We start from the raw sequence: 19,436 nt of genomic DNA, 5'->3' as shown, positions 1-19,436 counted from the left end.
GACAATCTCGTGACGCCGATCGCCCCTGCGAATCACGCCGGCAGGGTCAGGGCTGCGCGCCAGACGGCAAGCTTTTCGTCGAACCGGGCGGCAGCGTGGGCGGGGCTGGTGGAGGGCAGGTCGAGGTATTGCAGGGCCCGCGCGGGATCAAGGCCCGGCAGGACGTGGCGACGGTACAGCGCCGCCGCCTTGCCCCCGTTGAAGCAGACCCGCACCAGGTCGGGATGCCTGTGCAGGAAGTCGGCAAAGTCGTTGGCGACCAGGGTGTCGGGCCGGATGGCCGCGTCCAGGCTGCCGGGGCGTTCACAGGCTTGCAGCACGTCCCAGAGAGCGACGCGCGCCCGTTGCAGGGCGGCCAGGCGTTCAGGGTAGTCCTGGGCGGGGTCAAAGCCCAGCACCTGGCCGGCGATGGGCCAGAAGGCGTTGCGCGGGTGGGCGTAGTAGCGCGCCTGCCTGAGCGAGGCCACGCCCGGCATCGAGCCCAGGATCAGGATACGGGCGTCGGCGGCGGCAACGGGGGCAAAGCCTTGGACGTGGCCGGCAGGCAAGGCCCGGGAAGGGTCGGCGGATGAAGACATGGCGCAAGGATACGTGAGGCGGCGGACGGCCGCAGCGGCGCGGCCAGCGTTCTATTCATGGAACGGTGCTTATCAACCCCAGGGGCTACCGGAACGAGCGTATCGCCCTTATCTTGACAGGTATGACGAACGGCCCCGCAGGGGCCGCGCAACAGGAATGACGATCATGAAGAAGATTCTGGGTGTGCATGCCAGCCCGCGTCCCCACTGGGTGGGCGACGGCTTTCCGGTGCGTTCGATGTTTTCCTATGGGGACAAGGGCAAGGATGTCAGCCCCTTCCTGCTGCTGGACTACGCGGGTCCGGCGCAATTCGCGCCGGCCACGCAGCCGCGCGGGGTGGGCCAGCATCCGCACCGCGGGTTCGAGACGGTGACGATCGTGTACAGCGGCGAAGTCGAGCATCGCGATTCGACCGGCAATGGTGGCGTGATCGGGCCGGGCGACGTGCAATGGATGACGGCGGCATCGGGCATCCTGCACGAGGAATTCCATTCGCCCGCCTTCACGCGCCAGGGCGGCGAGCTGGAAATGGTGCAACTGTGGGTGAACCTGCCGGCCAAGGACAAGAAGGCGCCGGCCGGCTATCAAAGCCTGCTGAACGCGGACATTCCGGTGGTGTCGCTGCCGGACGACGCGGGGTCGCTGCGCGTCATCGCCGGCAGCTTCGCGGGCCAGATGGGGCCTGCGCGCACCTTCACGCCGATCGACGTCTGGGACGTGCGTCTGGCCGCTGGCAAGTCGGCGACGTTCGCGATTCCCGCGGGCCGCAACAGCATGCTGGTGATGCTGCGCGGCACGGTGCTGGTGAACGGCGAGTCGGTGGCGCGCGATGCCCAACTGACACTGTTCGGCCGCGACGGTGAATCGATCACGGTCGAAGCCAACAACGATGCCGTGTTCCTCGTGCTGAGCGGCGAACCGATAGACGAGCCGGTGGTGGGTTACGGGCCCTTCGTGATGAATTCGCAGGCCGAAATCGTCGAAGCGATCCAGGACTTCAACGCCGGCAAGTACGGGCAGATGCACTAAGGCACGTGACCCGGCGGGCGGGGGCCGAATCGGCGCCCCTAACCGCCAGCCGATTCTCGCGGCAACGCAAGACAGCGCGGCCCTTCATTGCGAAGGTGGCCGCGCTTTTTCTTGATGACACAAACGTCGCAGTCCGCGAGACGGCGGAGTTCGCTCCGCGATATGGTGGCGCAATGGATGTGCAGGAGCCTACCCCGGTTGCTTCAGCCGTCGCCGCCCCTCCTTCGAAAATCGGACAAACACTCAGGCAACTTCATACCCGTATCGGGTATAGTTGAAAAATCCACGATGCAGCGAGTTCTCAAGCGAAAGCACTTTGCCCGATGGCAGGCTGGCGAACGATTGCCCGACGCGGCGCTTTGCATGGCGGTCGACGAAATGGAAAGTGGGCGGGTTGATGCCAGCCTGGGCGGCTTGCTGCACAAGATGCGCGTGGCTCGCCCGGGGTCCGGAAAACGTGGCGGCTACCGAACATTGCTGTCGGCCCGCATCGGCAATCGCTATGTATTCCTGCACGGGTTCTCCAAAAACGACCAAGCGAACATCACGCCAGATGAACAAAGGGCCTTGCAGTTCGCAGGGAAGGTCTTTCTTGAGCTGACCACGCAAGCGCTCGCGACAGCGGTGAGATCTGGCGTGCTACTGGAGGTACATTGTGTCCAAGATAATCAAGTCACTGCGTGGCGACCTGGCGGCGCTGCATGAGGCAGGTGCGGTCAGCAAGGTCACCTTGCGCGAGTTCGATGCGCTCTGCCCGCCACCTCCGGTACGCCATTTCGGCGCAGCGGATATCAAGGGCCTGCGCGAAGCCTTGAATTTCAGCCAGGCGGTATTCGCGCGTTATCTGCACACCACGGCCTCGACCGTGCGCAAATGGGAGCAAGGCGAAACCCAGCCCACAGGGCCGGCGCTCAAGCTGCTCAATGTCATCGCCAGCAAGGGATTGCAGGCCGTTCTCTGAGACAGGCCTCGAAGCCTGCAATCACCGCTACCTTCAACCCTGCCCTCCGACATTGCTGCGCCGCAACGCACGACGCCGTCGCCGCATCCGGCCTGGCGCAAGTCTCGCCCCCACCGGTTTTGCGCAGTCCGCGGATAGGCGTTGCGAAAAACGGATAATTTTTCCGCCTCCGGGACGGGTTTTCCAGCAGGTCAGCGGGGCCGACGGCGCTTTACTATGGGGGCCATCAAAAGGCCCACGCCGCAAGCGGCGCGCCGGGCCTGGGACCCCGGCCGCGACAGGCCGGACACCTGGACACGAGCAAGGAAATCCCGGCCATGCTGAACACGATGCAGTCCGATGCCGGCACGTCATGGCCGTCGGTCGAGCCGCGATCGGCCGAGCATGGGCCGGCGCAACAAAGCCCGACTTTTCGCAGCCCCGCCGAGCGCAACGCGATCCGTCCTGACAAGGCCTGTCCGTCCACGGCGGATTCCCGCCCGGCGCCCTGGCGCATCGACGCCGTGCTGGCAATGCCGGCGCAGCAGTTGTTCGCGTCGGGCGATCTGGACGAAGCGCGGTCGATGGTGGGCCGGGTGATGCGGCCGCACCTGCTGGGCGTGGTGGGGCCGCGGCAACGGCTCGATGCCCGCATGCATCACCAGCCGCTGGGCGAGGTGTCGCTGAACCGGCTGCGCTATGGCGCGGACGTCGAGATCCGGCCGGGGCCGCTCGAAGACTTCTTCCTGGTGCAGATGCCGCTGTCGGGCACGGCCACCATCGAAAGCGGCCCGCAGCGGGTGGATTCGACGCCCGAGGTCGCCTCGGTGGTCAGCCCCGACGACGACCTGGCGATGCGCTGGGCCGACGACAACGACCAGTTCATGCTGCGCATCGGCCGTTCGCTGCTGGAACGCACACTGGTGGGTCACCTTGGCGTCGCGCTGGACCGGCCGCTGCGCTTCCAGCTGGGCTTTCGCTGGCGCGAGTGTCCGGCGTGGCGCTGCCTGATGGCCTATCTGCTGGACTGCTCGGCGCAGCACGCCCAGTTGGCCGAGCACAAGCTGATCGTGCACCAGATGGAACAATTGGTGGCCGCGACGCTGCTGTCCGCCCTGCCCCACAACTACAGCAACACCCCGGCCAGCCGCCGCGCCGCGGTGCTGCCGCGCCACGTGCGCTGCGTGCAGGACTACCTGCAGGCGCATGCGCACGAACCGGTCAGCGCCGAGCAGCTGGCGCGCATCGCGGGGGTCAGCGTGCGCAGCCTGTACGCGGGCTTCAAGGAATTCCTGGGCGTCAGCCCGATGCATTATCTGCGCGACCTACGCATGGAACGGGCGCGCGCCGAACTGGTCTCGGGTGAATGCCAGAACATCGCCGGCGTGGCGCTACGCTGGGGCTTCGCGCACCTGGGCCGTTTCAGCACCAGCTACAAGGCGCGCTACGGCGAAAGCCCCAGCCAGAGCCTGCGGCGCCACGGCTGACGCGGCAACGCGCTGGCGCCCACCGGGTGCCGAGGCCAGGGCGGACATGGCATCGCATTGCGCCCGGCCCACCGGCTCGCGCCTAGCGCGGCTTCCAGGTCAACCCGTCGGTCGAACGGTATTCCGGCGTGCCGGTGCAGCAGCCGCCGGCGCCGAACGCCTGGCGGCCAAGAAAGACTGTCACGCCGCCCTTGGTCGCCGTCAGTTCCTGACGGATGCAGCTGGTGGGCAGCGGATAGAAATCGCCTTCCAGCACCAGCGTCCAGGCGACGTTATCGCCCTCTGCCGGATCCACCTTGTAGACCTTGCATTCATGCACGAGCAGGTGGATGGGCTTGCCCGCCAACGTGCCCTTGAACTGGAGCCGGGGCGGCGTTTGCTGGGTGGCCAGGGTCTCGGCGGTGTACTTGGAGCCGGCGGGCGGCGGCGGCAGCGACGGCTCGCAACCGGCCAGCGCCAGGGCCATGCACACGGCCAGGGCCAGGCGGCGGGTGGCGCGTGGCATGGCGGCTGCCCTGTCAGGCCACGTTGGCATAGCGTTGTTCAAGGTAGGCAATGATGTCGTTGGACTCGTACATCCAGCGCGTGCCGTCCGCGTCATCGATGCGCAGGCAAGGCACCTTGACCTTGCCGCCGCCAGCCTGCAATTCGGCGCGCGCCTGGGGATCGCCCTTGGCATCGCGCAGCGCAACGGGCACGTTCAAGCGGTGGAAGGCGCGCCGCGTCTTGACGCAGAACGGGCAGGCATGGAATTGGTAGAGCGACAGCGCGGCCGCCTCGCGATTGACGGCGGCCTGGCCTTGCGCCGACCGCTGTTGCGGGCGCGGGCGGGTCAGCGCGTCGCCCAGGACTATCAGTTGACCCACACCGACACGCAGGGCTTTCACAATCATGGATGGCCACTTGAAACGAAGAAAGGCCTTGAGTCTAGCCCATTCGCGGCGGCAGGCGGGTTGCCCCCTGCCACCGCCCCCTTCCCCGCGGCGAGCCCGCTGCCGGGCAGACCCGCCGCACGCTGCCCTAGAACGGAATGGCCAGCTTGACGTAGAGCTGCTGGCCTTCCGGCCGGTTCTTGACCTGGAATTCCTGCTGCCACTTGGCGGTGAACAGCCAGCCCCGGTCGTTCATGTAGCGCACCGACGGGCCGACGCCAAAGGCGCGGGCGCGGCCGGCGGCGCTGTTGGGGCCGTTGTCGTCGGTGACCTGCTGGAAGGCATGGCCGCCCACGCCCAGCACCCACCCCTTGCCCACGCCCCAGCCCACCGCGTAGTCGGCGTGGATGGCCTGGCCCGAACGCGTGTCGGTGGCGGAATTGCGGAAGTTGAAGTCGTACATCACTTTCAGGTCGGCATTGAAGCCATCCGGACTGATGCGGCTGAGCGCGAACACGGGCTGCGCGGTCCAGTAGTTCTTGCCCAGGCTGGACGGATCGTTGCGGCTGTATTCGCCAGTCGGGGCGTACATGTCCAGCCCGACCACGTAGTGCAGCGATTCGGACAGGTGATAACCCAGCGCCACGCCCAGCGTCATGTCGCCCAGGCCCGTGCTGCGATAGCGCTGGCCACCCGCCTTGAAGGTCACGTCCAGCAGCGGCGCAATCGCATGAAAGGCCAGCTGGCCGCCCAGTACCTGCTGCGGCGTCACCCAGATCAGGCGCGGGGCCAGCACGTTGACGTCGACCTTGAAGTCCGGCACCGGCAGGCGCTCGCCATCGTTGCCGCGCAGCTTGTCGTAGCGGGCGCCGCCGCCGTAGATCAGCATGTGCACGCCGGGCGGCGGCAGCGCGCCCGACATGAAGTTCTCCAGGCCGTCCGGATAGATGCCCAAGCCGCCGCCTTCCGTGGCGTGCGCCGCGCTGCCGGCCAGCGCCAATGCCGCGGCGCAGGCCAGCCGGCGTTTCAGGTGTCTCTTCATGTTCCGCTCCTGCCCCCGCGGGGCGCGAGATGTTGCGCGACGAGATAGCCGGAACCGCCGCCCAGTCCGGGACCCGGATGGGTGGCGGCGCCGATGTGGAAAAGATTGCGCAGGGGCGTGCGGTGGCCGCGCGCGCCATGGCCGCCGGCAAAGGGCCGCAGCCAGAAGAACTGGTCGGGCGAACAGACGCCCGCGTACGGATCGCCGCCCACCAGGTTGCAATTGAGCGCTTCCAGGTCGGCCGGGCTGTAGCTGCGGCGCCCGACGATGCGCGAGGCCAGCCCCGGCATGACCGATTCCAGGCGCGCCTGTACACGATCGGCCATGGCTTCGCGCAGCGCCTCGGTCCAGCGGCCATCGGCCGGCGGCGCGATCAGGCCGGCGGCATCGCCTTTGATGCGTACCGGCAGTTCCTGCATCTGCACCCACAGGATCCAGCCGCCGTCCGGCGCGCGCGACGGGTCCACCGCCGTGGGCTGGCCGATGGCCAGCGTGGGCCGTGCGGGCAACAGGCCGTTGTTGGCCTCGGTGACCGACGCGCAGACCTGTTCCATGCTGTCGGTCAGGTGCACCAGCGGTACGTGGCGCAGTTCCGGCGTCCGCCAATCGGGCGGCGCGTTCAACGCGAAATGGATCTGCATGCCGCCGCGGCCGTGGCGATAGCCGGCGGCGCGCTGACGCACGGGTTCGGGCGCATCCGGCAGCAGCGTGCCGTAGAGCTGGCCGGGCGCCACGTTGCAGACCACCGCCTCGGTCGCGCGGAACTCGCGCCCCCCTGCCCGCACGCCCACCGCGCGGCGACGGCGGCCTGCGCCCTGGGTCAGCACGCGTTCGACCGTGGTGTGGGTCAGCAGCCGGCCGCCGTGCTGTTCGATCACCTTGGCCAGCGCGTCCACCACGCCTTGGCTGCCGCCTTTGACCACCGGCATGCCGCCGGCCACCACCGCGGCAAAGGTCAGCTTGCCGATCAGCGCCGAACAGGCATCGTCCGGACCCAGGCCGGTGTGCAGCACCCAGGGCGCGATCAGGGCGCGCGCGCCATCGGATTGCAGTTCGCGCTCGGACCAGCGGCGAAAGCTCTCCAGGGCATCGGCGGCAAAGCCCAGCAGCCCGTCCAGGCCGCGCCGGCGCCATTCCTTGAACAGCAGCTTGAGCATGCCGGCGCCGTAGGGGTTCTGGCCCAGCAGGCCGAAGGTCAGCGCCGCGTCGTCGCCGAACAGGCGCTGCGCCATGGCGCCAAAGGCCTGGCCGTCGCCGGGCGCCCAGGCGTCCAGCCGGCGCACGCTATCTTCGATGTCCTGCTTCAGGGCCACGCCGCTGCCGTCCGGCCGCACCAGACCGGTGGTGTAGCCGCACTGGGCGAATGCCAGTCCGGCAGCCTGCAAGGCGGGCTTGAGCGCCGCATACGCCGGGCTGCCGACGAACAGCGGATACCAGCTGGACAACACGTCGTGGCGATAGCCGGGAAACAGTTCCTCGGTACGGATGCAGCCGCCCAGGCGATCGTTGCGTTCCAGCACCAGCACCGATTTGCCGCGCTGCGCCAGCAAGGCGGCGCATACCAGCGAATTCATGCCGCTGCCCACCACGATGATCTGGGGGTCGGCCGTTGAAGGTTGGGTCATGGGGGGATCCGTTCGATTGCGTCGGGGTCGGTTCGTGGACGTGGCGGCGCGCGTCAATTCGGTTGCAGCAATTCGGTGAACCGGCCCGCGTGGAACACCAGCGGCGTGGCGACCACGCTGGCCACGCGCAGCACCCGGCCGAACAGCAGCAGGTGGTCGCCCGCCGGGCTCTGCTGGTCGTTGGCGCAGACCAGCGTGGCCACCGCGCCGACGATGGCGGGCACGCCCTCGGGCACTTCGTGCAGCGCGGTGCCGTCGAACTTGTCGGGCACCGCCGGGTCGGCAAAGCGCCGCGCCAGCGCTTCCTGGCCGCAGGCCAGCACGCTGATGGTGAAGTGGCGGCAATCACGAAACGCCGCCAGGTTGGGCGAGCGGTTCACCAGGCTCCACAGCACCAGCGGCGGATCCAGCGACAGGGACGCGAACGAATTGATGGTCAGCCCGACCTTGCGGCCGTCCAGACAGCGCGTGGCCACGATGGCCACGCCGGTCGGGTAGCTGCCCAGCACGCCGCGCAGGACCTTGGGGTGCAGGTCGGTGCTGCCCCAGTCCAGGGCCGCCATCACGCCGCCGCCCGCGATGACTTGGCGGCAATGAAGGCCTCGCACGCCACCGGATCGCTCCACCACGGAAAGAAGCTGGGCGGATGATTGAAGCCATTGGCCACGGCGTGGGCCAGGTCGGGCGCGTCCCCGGCGGCCTGCAGCAGCTGCAACAGATGCGGCGGCGGGGGCAGCAGCATCGAGTTGGTCCAGTCGACCACCGCGCTGGCGTAGTCCCAGAAGCGCTCGAAGGTCTGCTGCATCCACTGCGCCGTGAATTCGCCGTCGCCGTGCGCCAGGATGGCGTCCAGGTAGACGGCGCAGGCCTTGGTGGCGTTGTTCGAGCCCTGGCCCGTGATCGGGTCGTTGGTGACCACGGCATCGCCCAGCCCGAACACCAGCCGGCCCGACGGCAGCGTCATCACCGGCTTGCGCACCGTGGGCGCGAAGCTGCCGGCCAGGATGCCGTTGGCGTCGGTCAGTTCCACCGACCCGCAGCGTTCGGCCTCCCAGGGCAGGAAGGTGTGCAGGATGTTCAGGCTTTGCAGCAGGTGTTCCTGCGGCGTCTTGATGTCGCGCCAGCAATCCATGGGGCCGCCGGGGACGCCTTCGAACACCATGATTTCGCAGGGGCCGCCGGTGGTCAGCGCAGGGAACACGAAGTATTCGCCCACGCCGGGGATCAGGTTGAAGGCCACGCGCGAGAATGCCGGCGCCGGCGTCATGCCGAACACATAGGTCAGCGCCAGGGCGCGCTGCGGCGTGTCAAAGCGCGAGCGGACGACATCGCACTCGAACAATTTGACGACGTCGCCCTTGCCGGCGGCCAGCAGCACCAGGTCGTGCGAGGCGGCCAGGATTTCCAGCTCGGCCACGCCGCCGTCCTGGATCAGCAGGCGGCCGCCGCGGGCCGCGAACAATTCCATCCAGGCGGGCATCTTGATGCGCTGGTCCACCGCCTGTGCCGGCCGGTCCAGGCGCGCGGCCCAGTCGATCAGTTTATGGCCGGGGCGTTCGGGGTGCGGCACGGCCAGGCCAATGCCTTGCACGGGCGGGCACTGGGCCTCCCATTGGTTCAGGCCCAGGTCACGCTCGACCTGAAGCGAGGCATCGAACATGCATTGGCTGGACATGACCTTGCCCTGGCGGATGTGGTCCGGTTCGCGATTGGTGACCACGGTGACCTCGTAGCCTTTGTCCAGCAGGCCCAGGGCCAGGGGCAGACCGGCCTGCCCTCCTCCGACGATGGCGATTCGACGCATGGGGTGTTCTCCTGTTTGGCTGCGGACCGCCGCGGTGGCGGACCGTTGCATGGGGTGCGCCGGATCGGCCCGGCGCGGGATGGGGGTCGGACGCGCCCTATTCGGCCAGGCGCGGGATGGCGGGGCGGGCCTGTTCGGGGCCCATGGCGGAATAGCCGCCGTCGGCGGCGTAGTCGGCGCCGGTGACGACGCTGGCGTGGTCCGACAGCAGAAAGGCCACGACCTCGGCGACTTCGGCGGGGTCGCCGACGCGGCCCAGAAGGTGATAGTCAGCGGCCACGCGATCGGTCTTGGCGCGGTCGCCGCCGGTGATTTCGTCCATGACGCGAGACCAGGTCCAGCCGGGCGACACGGAGTTCACGCGGATGCGGTCGGCGGCATAGTCCATGGCGAGGCTGCGGGTGACTTGCAGCATGGCGGCCTTGGAGACGGGATAGAGCCAGCGGCCGGTCTGGGCGACGCGCGACGAGATGCTGGTGAAGTTGACGATGGCGCCCCCGCCTGCGGCGACGAGATGCGGGTGGACGGCGCGCGCGGCCATGACGGCGCTGACGACGTTGATGTCCAGGGCGCGCAGCCAGTCGGCGCGGCCGGAGGCGGCGCCGTCGTCGAGGTAGGTGGCCGCCAGGTTGACAAGGAAGTCGATGCGGCCGAAGTGGGCGGCGGCATCGGCAACGCCGCGGGCAAGCTGGGCGTCGTCGGTGATGTCGACGGGCCAGTAGCGGATGCCGTCGGGGTCGGTGGCGGCCAGGCGTTGGCCGCCGGCAGTGTCGATGTCGAAAACGGCAACGCGTACGCCGTAGGCGCGCAAGGCGGCAACGACGCCGGCGCCGATGAGCGTGGCGCCGCCGGTGACGATGGCGGTTTTGTGAGCCAGACCTTTCATGGAGGTACCTCGTGTGGGGCGGGATGACGAGGCGGATGGTGGCTGGGTTGTGGCGAGGGGCGTTATCCGGATCTGGCGTTGGGTATCCGGGGGGTGCGGGGGAATGGGGGGGAGTTGAGGTTTTTGGGGGGGATTGTCCGGGGGGTGCGGTGGGTATCCGGATTTGGCTGGGAGTGAGGGGTGCGATGGAGTGTGGATTCGTAGTACTACTTTTGTGCTTCTTTAAAACTCTTAGGTGATTTATTGGATTGTGTTGGTGAGATGGGGCTTGCGGAGACGGGGGCTTCGTTGTGCCGGGGGGGTGCGGTGCTGGACCTGTGGTCAGGGGATGGGATTTGCGGGGTCGCCGAATCGCGGCCGCGCGGGCGGCCACGATCGGCATTTGAGGTGTTGAATGTGGGGCGGCGTATTAGCCCACGCGGCGCCAGACGCTGGCTAGCCAGGGTTGTTGGTCTCGGGGGAGGCCTTCGGGGCGGTAGTAGTGTTCCAGTTCCTCAAAGCCGGCGGCTTGCAGCAGGGTGCGCCAGGTGTCCAGGTCGTGGTAGGCGCCGTAGCGGCCGCGGTTCCAGCCTTCCTGGTTGCCGCCGCGGGGGTTGGAGCTGAAGAGGATGCCTCGGGGTTTGAGGGTGGCGTGCAGGTCTTTGAGGACGCGGGGGAGTTCCTGGGTGGGGATGTGGAACAGGACGGCGTTGGCGAAGATGCCGTCGAAGCGGGCCGGTGGCAGGGACAGGTGCAGGAAGTCCTGGTGCCAGACGTCGCAGCCGCTGGCGTGGCGGGCCATGTCGACGAAGCTGGGGGTGCCGTCCAGGCCGACGGGGTGGTGGCCAAGGGCGGCAAAGGTTTTCAGGTCGCGGCCGGGGCCGCAGCCCAGGTCCAGGATGTCCAGGGGCGCCTGGCCTTCGATGTGGCGCAGCAAGGCGGCGATGTTCTGGCTGACGTCGTGGTCGCGGGTGCCGGCCTCGAAGGACTGGGCGCTTTCTTCGTAGTGGGCCAGGGTCAGCGAGGTGATCTTGGCGAGGTCTTCGGCGTCGAGTTTCATAAGGGGATTGTGCCGTAGTTCGGAGGGCGTGCACGACATGGCAGACGATGGCGCCGGGACGAAGGCGACATGACGTTGACCCGGGTCCGCTCGAAAAAACGCCGCGCACGTTGCCGTGCGCGGCGTTGACTGCTGGCGCGTGACCGCCGTCAGGCGGCCAGGCGGCCTTCGATCTTGACCTTGGTGGCCGGCAGGTCGTCGGGCAGGCCCTGGGCCAGCTGGCCGAACAGTTCGTCGTGCAGGGCCAGTTCGTCGCGCCAGGCGGTGGCGTCGACGGACATGACCTGGTCGAACTTGTCGGGGCTGAATTCCAGGCCGGTCCAGTCGATGTCCTTGTAGCTGGGGGACACGCCGAAGACCTGGTCGACGCCGCCGGCCTGGCCGTCGATGCGGCCGAGCATCCAGCGCAGCACGCGCATGTTTTCGCCGAAGCCGGGCCAGACGAACTTGCCGTCGGGGCCCTTGCGGAACCAGTTGACGCAGTAGATGCGCGGCAAGGTGGCGCCGGCGGCTTCGAGCTGCTTGCCCAGCTTGAGCCAGTGGTTGAAGTAGTCGCTCATGTTGTAGCCGCAGAACGGCAGCATGGCGAAGGGATCGCGGCGCACCACGCCCTGCTGGCCGACGGCGGCGGCGGTGGTTTCCGAGCCCATGGTGGCGGCCATGTAGACGCCTTCGACCCAGTTGCGCGCTTCGGTGACCAGCGGCACGGTGGTCGAGCGGCGGCCGCCGAAGATGAAGGCGTCGATGACCACGCCCTGGGGGTTTTCCCATTCGGGGTCGATGGACGGGCACTGCGCGGCCGGCGCGGTGAAGCGGGCGTTGGGGTGCGCGGCCTTGCGGCCGGTTTCGCGGGCGATGGCCGGGGTCCAGTCCTGCCCTTGCCAGTCGATCAGGTGCGCGGGCGGGGTGTCGGTCATGCCTTCCCACCAGACGTCGCCATCGTCGGTCAGGGCGACGTTGGTGAAGATGACGTTGGCCTTGAGCGTGGCCATGGCGTTGAAGTTGGTCTGCTCGCTGGTGCCCGGGGCCACGCCGAAATAGCCGGCCTCGGGGTTGATGGCGTGCAGGCGGCCGTCGGCGCCGGGCTTGATCCAGGCGATGTCGTCGCCGATGGTGGTGACCTTCCAGCCGTCCATGCCTTGCGGCGGGATCAGCATGGCGAAGTTGGTCTTGCCGCAGGCCGACGGAAACGCGGCGGCCACGTGGTATTTACGGCCCTTGGGCGAGGTGACGCCCAGGATCAGCATGTGTTCGGCCAGCCAGCCCTGGTCGCGTCCCATGGTGGACGCGATGCGCAGCGCGAAGCATTTCTTGCCCAGCAGCGCATTGCCGCCGTAGCCCGAGCCGAAGCTCCAGATTTCGCGGGTCTTGGGGAAGTGGACGATGTACTTGGTGGGGTTGCAGGGCCAGGCCACGTCGGCCTCGCCGGCGGCCAGGGGCTTGCCGACCGAGTGCACGCACGGCACGAATTCGCCGTCGGCGCCCAGCACGTCGTATACCTGCTTGCCCATGCGCGTCATGATGCGCATGTTGACGGCCACGTAGGGGCTGTCGGACAGTTCGACGCCGATGTGGGCGATGTCGGAGCCCAGCGGGCCCATCGAGAACGGCACCACGTACAGCGTGCGCCCGCGCATGGCGCCGTCGAACAGGCCATTGAGGGTGTCGCGCATTTCGGCGGGATCGGCCCAGTTGTTGGTGGGGCCGGCGTCTTCGGCGCGGTCCGAACAGATGAAGGTGCGGTCTTCGACACGCGCCACGTCGGACGGGTCGGAACAGGCCAGGAATGAATTGGGGCGCTTGGCGGGATTGAGCCGGCGCATCGTGCCGGACTGGACCATGAGTTCGCACAGGCGGTCGTATTCTTGCTGCGAACCATCGCACCACTCGACGCGGTCCGGCTTGGCCAGCGCCACCACGCTGGCGACCCAGTCGATCAGGCCGCGGTGCTTGACGTATGCGGGTACGTTCAAGGCCGCCAGGCCCCCGTCCAAGGGCTTATTCATTAGGGTTATCTCCATACTAAGGCTGATGGCGATACGGCCCCGTTTGCATGGGGCCGTATACATGTTTGCGCCATCATACTTGCAGCGCCGGGTCGCCCGTCAACCCGACCAGACGGACGAGATTGTCACGGGTTGAGACGGTCTACTCGTAGCGCCCGTCGCGCAGCGCCCTGCGGATGATCTTGCCCGTGGCCGTCGTTGGCAAAGTCGTTACAAAGCGGATCCGGCGCGGGTATTCGTGGGCCGCCAGGCGGGTGCGCACGTGGGCTTGCAGGGCCTTGACGAGCGTGTCGTCACCGTTGACGCCGTCGTGCAGCACGACATAGGCCATCACGACCTCGGTGCGCTCGGCGTCGGGCACGCCCACCACCGCCGCCATGCGCACCGCGGGGTGGCCGAGCAGGCAGTCTTCGATGGGCCCCGGGCCGATGCGGTAGCCCGCACTGGTGATCACGTCGTCGTTGCGGCCGACGAAGCGGATGAAGCCGTCCACATCGCGCACGCCCTGGTCGCCGGTCAGGAGATAATCGCCGGCGAACTTTTCGGCGGTGGCCCGGGGGTTGTTCCAGTAGCCCAGGAACATCACGGGGTCGGGCCGCAATACGCCGATATTGCCCTCTTGGCCATCGGCCATTTCGACCCCCTGGTCATCCACGATGGCGACCCGATGGCCGGGTGCCGCGCGGCCGATGGCGCCGATGCACGGCTCGAACAGCGACGAGCACGACGACACCAGCATGTTGCACTCGGTCTGGCCGTAGAACTCGTTGATGGTCACGCCCAGCACGCGCCGGCCCCAGTCGATCAGCTCGGCGCCCAGCGATTCGCCGCCGCTGGCCACCGAGCGCAGCGCCAGCGCGCCGGGCGCGGGCGGCTGGGCCATGCCGCGCATCATCTTCAGCGCGGTCGGCGGCAGGAAGGTATGCGTGACCCCATGGCGCGCCATCAGGTCGAAGGCCGCCGCACCATCGAATTTCTCGAAGCGCCGCGCCAGCACCGGCACGCCGTGGTGCCAGGCCGGCAGCAGAACGTCCAGCAGACCGCCGATCCAGGCCCAGTCGGCCGGCGTCCACATCAGCGCGGCGTGCTCCGGGAAGAATTCGTGCGACATCTCCACGCCCGGCAGGTGCCCCAGCAGCACGCGGTGCGCATGCAGCGCGCCCTTGGGTTTACCGGTGGTGCCCGACGTGTAGATGATGACGGCGGGGTCGTCGGCCGCGGTGTCCACGGGGTCGAACGCGTCCGATTCGGCGTCCAGCGCGGCATGGAACGCCAGCGCCCCGCCCTCGCCCGCGCCGTCGATGCAATAGACGACCTTCAGGTCCGGCAGGCTGGCGCGGATCTCGGCCAGGCGACGGCAGCCTTCGGTGTCGGTCACCAGCGCCGTGGCGCCGCTGTCGGCCAGCCGGTACTGGATGGCGTCCACGCCGAACAGCGTGAAAAGCGGCACCGCCACGGCGCCCAGCTTGTAGACGCCGATGTGCGTCACCGCGGTCTCGGGCGCCTGCGGCAGGTACACGGCCACGCGGTCGCCGCGGCGCACGCCCTGGCGCCGCAACGCATTGGCCAGCTGGTTCGAGCGCGCCTTGATCTGGTCGAAGCTGTAGCGCGTCTGCGTGCCGTCGTTCTTTTCATGGATGAGCGCCAGGCGGCCGCTGCCGTCGGCCCACTTGTCGCAGGCGTCCACGCCGATGTTGTAGGCCGCGGGGATGCGCCACTGGAAGGTGTCCGCCAATTGCGCGTAGGTGTCGGTTCTGGACAGCATGATGATTTCGTCTCCGTGTCGTTATTCTTGTGTTCGTGTCGTTATGATAGGGGCCGTCGACCACTGCAAAGGCCCCTCGCCCCGCCACCGCACCCATGGAAAAAACCGCTCCCGTCCCGATGCGCCGCCTGCCGGCCAGCGCCAAGTCCGAACAACGGATACGGGACATCCTGCGGGTGGCGCGGCAGGTGTTTTCCGAAGCCGGCTTCCAGGCCGCCACCACCACCGAAATCGCGCAGCGGCTGGGCGTGTCCGAAGGCACGGTGTTCACTTATTTTGGCGGCAAGCGCGAATTGTGCGTGCGCGTCATCAGCGACTGGTACGACGAGATCATCGCCAAGGTCGAAGACAGGCTGCCGCACGTGCAAGGCCCGCGGGCCCAGCTGCATTACCTGGTGCATGCCCATCTGCGCCATCTGCTGGCCGAAGGCACCGGGCTGTGCGCCTTCATCCTGTCCGAAGGCCGCGCCCGCAACGACGACTTCGGCGAGGTCTACGCCGGCCTGCAACGGCGCTACACCGCGCCGCTGATGCGCATCCTGGCGCAGGGCCAGGCCGACGGCCACATCCGCCAGGACATGCCGCTGCGGCTGTTGCGGTCGGCCGTGTACGGGCCGATGGAACACGTGCTCTGGGACGCCATCCTGCGCAATGCCAAGGTCGACGTGGCCGCCACCGCCGACCAGCTGGTCGACTTCCTGTGGCAGGCCCTGCAGCCGCCGCAGCGCGACGCGCTGGCGCTGGCGCGGTTTCGCGGCGAAGTGCAAGACGCCCTGCATCGGCTTCAATCTTCCGAAAACAAGGACGGCGGCAAATACTGAGGAAAGCCGTCGTAGGCCTGGCTTCGTTGCGCGGGCGGCAGCGTCCACGAATGGCGCGCATTGGGCACGCCGCCATCCACCCGGATGACGCTGCCGTTGATGAAAGCGGCGGCCGGCGACAGCAGGAACACCACCGCCGCCGCCAGTTCGGCCTCGGTGCCGAAGCGCTGCAGCGGCACCTTGGTCTTCAGCTCGCGCAGCACGGCGCGATAGTCCTCGTCGTAGCTGTCCATGCCGCTGGACGCGATCCAGCCGGGCGCCACCGCATTCACCCGCACGCCGGCATGGGCCCATTCACAGGCGGCCGTTTCGGTGAGGTTCCAGACGCCCGCGCGCGCCGCGCCCGAATGCCCCATGCCGGGCATGCCGCCCCAGATGTCGGCCAGCATGTTGACGATGGCTCCGCCGTGCTGGCGCATGTGCTGCACATAGACCTCGCGCGCCACCAGGAAAGTGCCGTGCAGGTTGTTCTGTACCACCGCATTCCAGCCATTGAAGCTGATGTCTTCCAGCGCTGCGGGAAACTGGCCGCCCGCGCAGTTGAACAGGCCGTCGATGGCGCCATGCGCGGCCAGGGCGTCGGCCACCACGCCGCGCACGCCGGTTTCGCCGCGGATGTCGCAGGCGTGCAGCGTGATGCGGCCGGCCGACTCGGGGTAGATGCCCACGATCTCGTCGCGCACGGCTGCCAGCTTTTCAGGCTTGCGGCCCACCAGCGCCAGGCCCGCGCCCAGCGCGGCCAATTCATGCGCGGTGCAGCGGCCCAGGCCGCTGCCGCCGCCCGTGACCATGATGGTCTGGCCATCGAACAGGCCGGGCCGGAACACCGACGCATAGCGCGCCGCGGCGTCGCGGGTGGGGGCATGGCTCATGTCTCGCTCCATCGTTCCATTTTATTGAGGATAACTCAATATTTACCCTCGTCACACCGTATATCCACGTTTCACCCTATGGATTCAATTGTGAAGTTCAGGTTATTAATTGAGCACAAATCAATAAACAGGAGACCCGCATGCCCCAGCCCGCCCCGCTCGAGGTCGTGCTCGATGGCCCCGTCGCCCGCCTGACCCTGAATCGGCCCGACGTGCGCAACGCCTTCGACGAGACCTTGATCGCGGCCCTGACCACGGCGCTGCAACAGGCCGGCGCCGACCCGGCGGTGCGCGTGGTGCTGCTGACCGGCGCGGGCAAGGCCTTCTGCGCGGGCGGCGACCTGAACTGGATGCGCAAGATGGCCACGCTTGCCGACGCCGACAACCGCGCCGACGCCACCCGCCTGGCCGACATGCTGCGCGCGGTCTGGTCCTGCCCCAAGCCGGTGGTGGCCGCCGTCAATGGCGACGCGTATGCGGGCGGCCTGGGGCTGGTGGCAGCATGCGACATCGCGGTGGCCGCCGACCACGCCCACTTCTGCCTGTCGGAAACCCGCCTGGGGCTGCTGCCCGCCACCATCAGCCCCTACGTCATCCGCGCCCTGGGCGAACGCGCGGCCAACCGATACTTCCTGACCGCCGAACGCTTCGACGCCGCCGCCGCGTTTCGCATGGGCTTGCTGCACGGCGTGGTGCCGGCCGACCGCCTGCACACCGAGGCCGAGGCGATCTGCCGCACGCTGTGCGACAACGGCCCCCAGGCGGTGCAGGCCAGCAAGCGGCTGGTGCGCGACTTCGCCGGCCAGCCGCTGGACGCCGCGCTGATCGCCGATTCGGTCGAACGCATTGCCGCCGTGCGCCGTTCGGACGAAGCGCGCGAAGGCGTCGGCGCATTCCTGGAAAAGCGCGAGCCGGCCTGGCGCCAGCGATGACGCGGCGGGCGGTGAGCGGGAACTGCATGCCATAATCGCCGATGCCTTTCCCGCAACACCCCCAGCCTTACGTCATGCCCGCCTCCTCTTCTGCTTCGCCCGCCCCCGTCTTCCCCCCGCTGAACGCCGACCGCCTGTGGGCCCGCGTCGAAGCGCTGTCGCGCTTCACCCTGCCCGACCAGCCCTGGACTCGCCGCGCGTTCTCGCCGCTGTTCCAGGAAGCGCGCCAGTGGCTGCGCGCCGAATTCGAGGCCGCGGGCCTGACGACGCGCGTGGATGCCGGCGGCAACCTGATCGGCACCCGCGCCGGCCGCAACCCCGCCCGCAAGCCCATCGCCACCGGCTCGCATTGCGACACCGTGCCCAGCGGCGGCCGCTTCGACGGCATCATCGGCGTGCTGGCCGGCATCGAAGTCGCCCACACCCTGCAAGAACAAGGCATCGAACTGGAGCACGACTTCGAGGTCATCGACTTCCTGTCCGAAGAGCCCAGCGACTACGGCATTTCGTGCGTCGGCAGCCGCGCGCTCAGCGGCCAGCTCAGCGCCGACATGCTGGCCGCCCGCAATCCCGACGGCGAAACGCTGGCCCAGGGCATCGCCCGCATCGGCGGCGACCCGGCCGCGCTCAATGCCCCCTTGCGCGGCGCGCATGGCACCGCGGCATTCGTCGAACTGCACATCGAACAAGGCCCCGTGCTGGAAAGCCGCCAACTGCCCATCGGCGTGGTCACCAACATCGTCGGCATCCGCCGCGTGCAGATCGTGGTCGAAGGCCAGCCCGACCACGCTGGCACCACCCCCATGGACATCCGCCGCGATGCCCTGGTGGGCGCGGCCCGCCTCATCGACGCCGCCAGCCGCCAGGCCAGTGCCGCCAGCGGCAATCCGCATTACGTGGTGGCCACGGTAGGCAAGCTGGCCATGACGCCCAACGCCGCCAATGCCGTGCCCGGCCGCGTCGAACTGACGCTGGAAATGCGCAGCGACAGCGATGCGGTGCTGGACGCGTTTCCCGAAACGCTGATGGCCTCGGTGGCCGACGACCTGAAGGCGCTGCGCCTGACCGCCGGCTTCACCCAGCTCAGCCGCGCCCAGCCCACCGACTGCGCGCCGCTGGTGATGGATGCCGTCAAGGCCGCCGCCGACCAGCTGGGCTACGCCAGCATGCGCCTGCCCAGCGGCGCGGGCCACGACGCGGTCTACATGGCGCCCACCGGCCCCATCGGCATGATCTTCATCCCCTGCCTGCACGGCCGCAGCCACTGCCCCGAAGAATGGATCGAACCGGCGCAACTGCTGGACGGCACGCGCGTGCTGTACCAGACGGTGCGGGAACTGGATCGAGTCCTGTCGCGCTAAGCTTGCGCCAACCAGACCCCACGGACCCCATGGAACAGATAGAACTGAACGACAGCACCGCCGACCGCTACCTGCTGGACGCCCCCGGGCTGTCGCTGCTGGTGTTCCACAGCCGCACCTGCGGCACCTGCCGCATCGCCCGCGAACAGCTGCCCAAGCTGGAGTTGCCGGTCGAACGCGTGTGCTGGGTGGATGCCGGCGAAAACGGCGGCCTGGTCGAACGCTACGAGGTCTTTCACCTGCCCGCCATGTTCGTGACGCGCGACGGCGCCTTCTTCGGCCCGGTGCAAGCCACCCTGGCCGAATGGGACCTGCGCCAGCAGATCGGCCTGGCGCTGGACAGCTACCCCGCCGAACTGCCTTGAGCCGGGGCCCG

Annotated in this window: 20 protein-coding genes; 8 read left to right on the top strand and 12 right to left on the bottom strand. The window is 68.4% G+C overall.

Annotated features, from left to right (window positions below; all coding sequences use genetic code 11):
- Positions 1 to 32 precede the first annotated feature (32 nt).
- Entirely contained in the window at positions 33 to 578 is a 546-nt protein-coding gene (locus tag ACUDP5_RS10525; RefSeq protein ID WP_263911742.1) for a DNA-deoxyinosine glycosylase, read from the bottom strand.
- 166 nt (positions 579 to 744) lie between these two features.
- Between ACUDP5_RS10525 and ACUDP5_RS10520 the strand changes: the two genes are divergently transcribed.
- From ACUDP5_RS10520 to ACUDP5_RS10505, 4 genes are all read left to right on the top strand, one after another.
- Complete coding sequence (locus tag ACUDP5_RS10520; RefSeq protein ID WP_263911740.1) at positions 745 to 1,608, top strand: pirin family protein; 864 nt, start codon at positions 745 to 747, stop codon at positions 1,606 to 1,608.
- A 288-nt stretch (positions 1,609 to 1,896) separates the two neighbouring features.
- The gene (locus tag ACUDP5_RS10515; RefSeq protein WP_445658706.1) at positions 1,897 to 2,313 is read left to right on the top strand and encodes a type II toxin-antitoxin system RelE/ParE family toxin; all 417 of its coding nucleotides are present in this window, start codon (positions 1,897 to 1,899) and stop codon (positions 2,311 to 2,313) included.
- Positions 2,264 to 2,569 (top strand): helix-turn-helix domain-containing protein, encoded by a 306-nt coding sequence (locus tag ACUDP5_RS10510; RefSeq protein ID WP_445658705.1) that lies wholly within the window; start codon positions 2,264 to 2,266, stop codon positions 2,567 to 2,569. Before ACUDP5_RS10515 ends, ACUDP5_RS10510 begins: the two co-directional genes overlap by 50 nt.
- 317 nt (positions 2,570 to 2,886) lie before the next feature.
- On the top strand, positions 2,887 to 4,035 hold the full coding sequence (locus ACUDP5_RS10505) for an AraC family transcriptional regulator (protein ID WP_263911735.1): 1,149 nt from the start codon (positions 2,887 to 2,889) through the stop codon (positions 4,033 to 4,035).
- Positions 4,036 to 4,117: 82 nt separating this feature from the next.
- Here ACUDP5_RS10505 and ACUDP5_RS10500 read toward each other — a convergent pair whose 3' ends face one another.
- The 10 genes from ACUDP5_RS10500 to ACUDP5_RS10455 all read right to left on the bottom strand — a co-directional run bounded on the left by ACUDP5_RS10500 (position 4,118) and on the right by ACUDP5_RS10455 (position 15,074).
- Entirely contained in the window at positions 4,118 to 4,540 is a 423-nt protein-coding gene (locus ACUDP5_RS10500) for a hypothetical protein (RefSeq protein ID WP_263911734.1), read from the bottom strand.
- Positions 4,541 to 4,553: 13 nt separating this feature from the next.
- Positions 4,554 to 4,928, bottom strand: coding sequence for a glutaredoxin family protein (locus ACUDP5_RS10495; RefSeq protein ID WP_445658704.1), 375 nt, complete (start codon positions 4,926 to 4,928; stop codon positions 4,554 to 4,556).
- A 127-nt stretch (positions 4,929 to 5,055) separates the two neighbouring features.
- Positions 5,056 to 5,949: a SphA family protein gene (locus ACUDP5_RS10490; protein ID WP_263911732.1), complete on the bottom strand. Its 894-nt coding sequence runs from the start codon at positions 5,947 to 5,949 to the stop codon at positions 5,056 to 5,058.
- On the bottom strand, positions 5,946 to 7,574 hold the full coding sequence (locus ACUDP5_RS10485; RefSeq protein ID WP_445658703.1) for a phytoene desaturase family protein: 1,629 nt from the start codon (positions 7,572 to 7,574) through the stop codon (positions 5,946 to 5,948). The genes ACUDP5_RS10490 and ACUDP5_RS10485 overlap by 4 nt, the downstream gene beginning before the upstream one ends.
- Positions 7,575 to 7,627: 53 nt before the next feature.
- Positions 7,628 to 8,137, bottom strand: a complete 510-nt coding sequence (locus ACUDP5_RS10480) for a flavin reductase family protein (RefSeq protein ID WP_445658702.1) — start codon at positions 8,135 to 8,137, stop codon at positions 7,628 to 7,630.
- Complete coding sequence (locus ACUDP5_RS10475; protein WP_445658701.1) at positions 8,137 to 9,378, bottom strand: styrene monooxygenase/indole monooxygenase family protein; 1,242 nt, start codon at positions 9,376 to 9,378, stop codon at positions 8,137 to 8,139. The genes ACUDP5_RS10480 and ACUDP5_RS10475 overlap by 1 nt, the downstream gene beginning before the upstream one ends.
- A 97-nt stretch (positions 9,379 to 9,475) precedes the next feature.
- On the bottom strand, positions 9,476 to 10,264 hold the full coding sequence (locus ACUDP5_RS10470; protein WP_263911726.1) for an SDR family oxidoreductase: 789 nt from the start codon (positions 10,262 to 10,264) through the stop codon (positions 9,476 to 9,478).
- 409 nt (positions 10,265 to 10,673) lie between these two features.
- Positions 10,674 to 11,303: a class I SAM-dependent DNA methyltransferase gene (locus tag ACUDP5_RS10465; protein WP_445658700.1), complete on the bottom strand. Its 630-nt coding sequence runs from the start codon at positions 11,301 to 11,303 to the stop codon at positions 10,674 to 10,676.
- Positions 11,304 to 11,452: 149 nt separating this feature from the next.
- A complete protein-coding gene (locus tag ACUDP5_RS10460) occupies positions 11,453 to 13,309 on the bottom strand; it encodes a phosphoenolpyruvate carboxykinase (GTP) (protein WP_263911722.1) in 1,857 nt (618 codons plus the stop codon).
- A 142-nt stretch (positions 13,310 to 13,451) separates the two neighbouring features.
- Positions 13,452 to 15,074 carry an AMP-binding protein gene (locus tag ACUDP5_RS10455; protein WP_445658699.1) on the bottom strand — a complete coding sequence of 541 codons (1,623 nt, stop codon included), beginning with the start codon at positions 15,072 to 15,074 and terminating at the stop codon, positions 13,452 to 13,454.
- Positions 15,075 to 15,169: 95 nt separating this feature from the next.
- Here ACUDP5_RS10455 and ACUDP5_RS10450 point away from each other — a divergent pair, with 95 nt between their 5' ends.
- A complete protein-coding gene (locus ACUDP5_RS10450; protein WP_263911719.1) occupies positions 15,170 to 15,895 on the top strand; it encodes a TetR/AcrR family transcriptional regulator in 726 nt (241 codons plus the stop codon).
- On the opposite strand, the gene ACUDP5_RS10445 is transcribed toward ACUDP5_RS10450, so the two are convergent.
- A complete protein-coding gene (locus ACUDP5_RS10445) occupies positions 15,859 to 16,767 on the bottom strand; it encodes an SDR family oxidoreductase (protein WP_263911717.1) in 909 nt (302 codons plus the stop codon). The two genes, ACUDP5_RS10450 and ACUDP5_RS10445, sit on opposite strands and share 37 nt — an antisense overlap.
- Before the next feature lie 140 nt (positions 16,768 to 16,907).
- Here ACUDP5_RS10445 and ACUDP5_RS10440 point away from each other — a divergent pair, with 140 nt between their 5' ends.
- From ACUDP5_RS10440 to ACUDP5_RS10430, 3 genes are all read left to right on the top strand, one after another.
- Entirely contained in the window at positions 16,908 to 17,699 is a 792-nt protein-coding gene (locus tag ACUDP5_RS10440; RefSeq protein WP_263911716.1) for an enoyl-CoA hydratase/isomerase family protein, read from the top strand.
- 74 nt (positions 17,700 to 17,773) lie between these two features.
- A complete protein-coding gene (locus tag ACUDP5_RS10435) occupies positions 17,774 to 19,060 on the top strand; it encodes a Zn-dependent hydrolase (RefSeq protein ID WP_445658698.1) in 1,287 nt (428 codons plus the stop codon).
- 29 nt (positions 19,061 to 19,089) lie between these two features.
- On the top strand, positions 19,090 to 19,425 hold the full coding sequence (locus tag ACUDP5_RS10430) for a thioredoxin family protein (protein WP_175192475.1): 336 nt from the start codon (positions 19,090 to 19,092) through the stop codon (positions 19,423 to 19,425).
- The last annotated feature ends 11 nt before the right edge of the window (positions 19,426 to 19,436 follow it).

This window comes from Achromobacter sp. NCFB-sbj8-Ac1-l, from assembly GCF_052695805.1.
The sequence above is the reverse complement of the archived record's forward strand: the minus strand, read 5'-3'. Positions and strand labels throughout refer to the sequence as shown.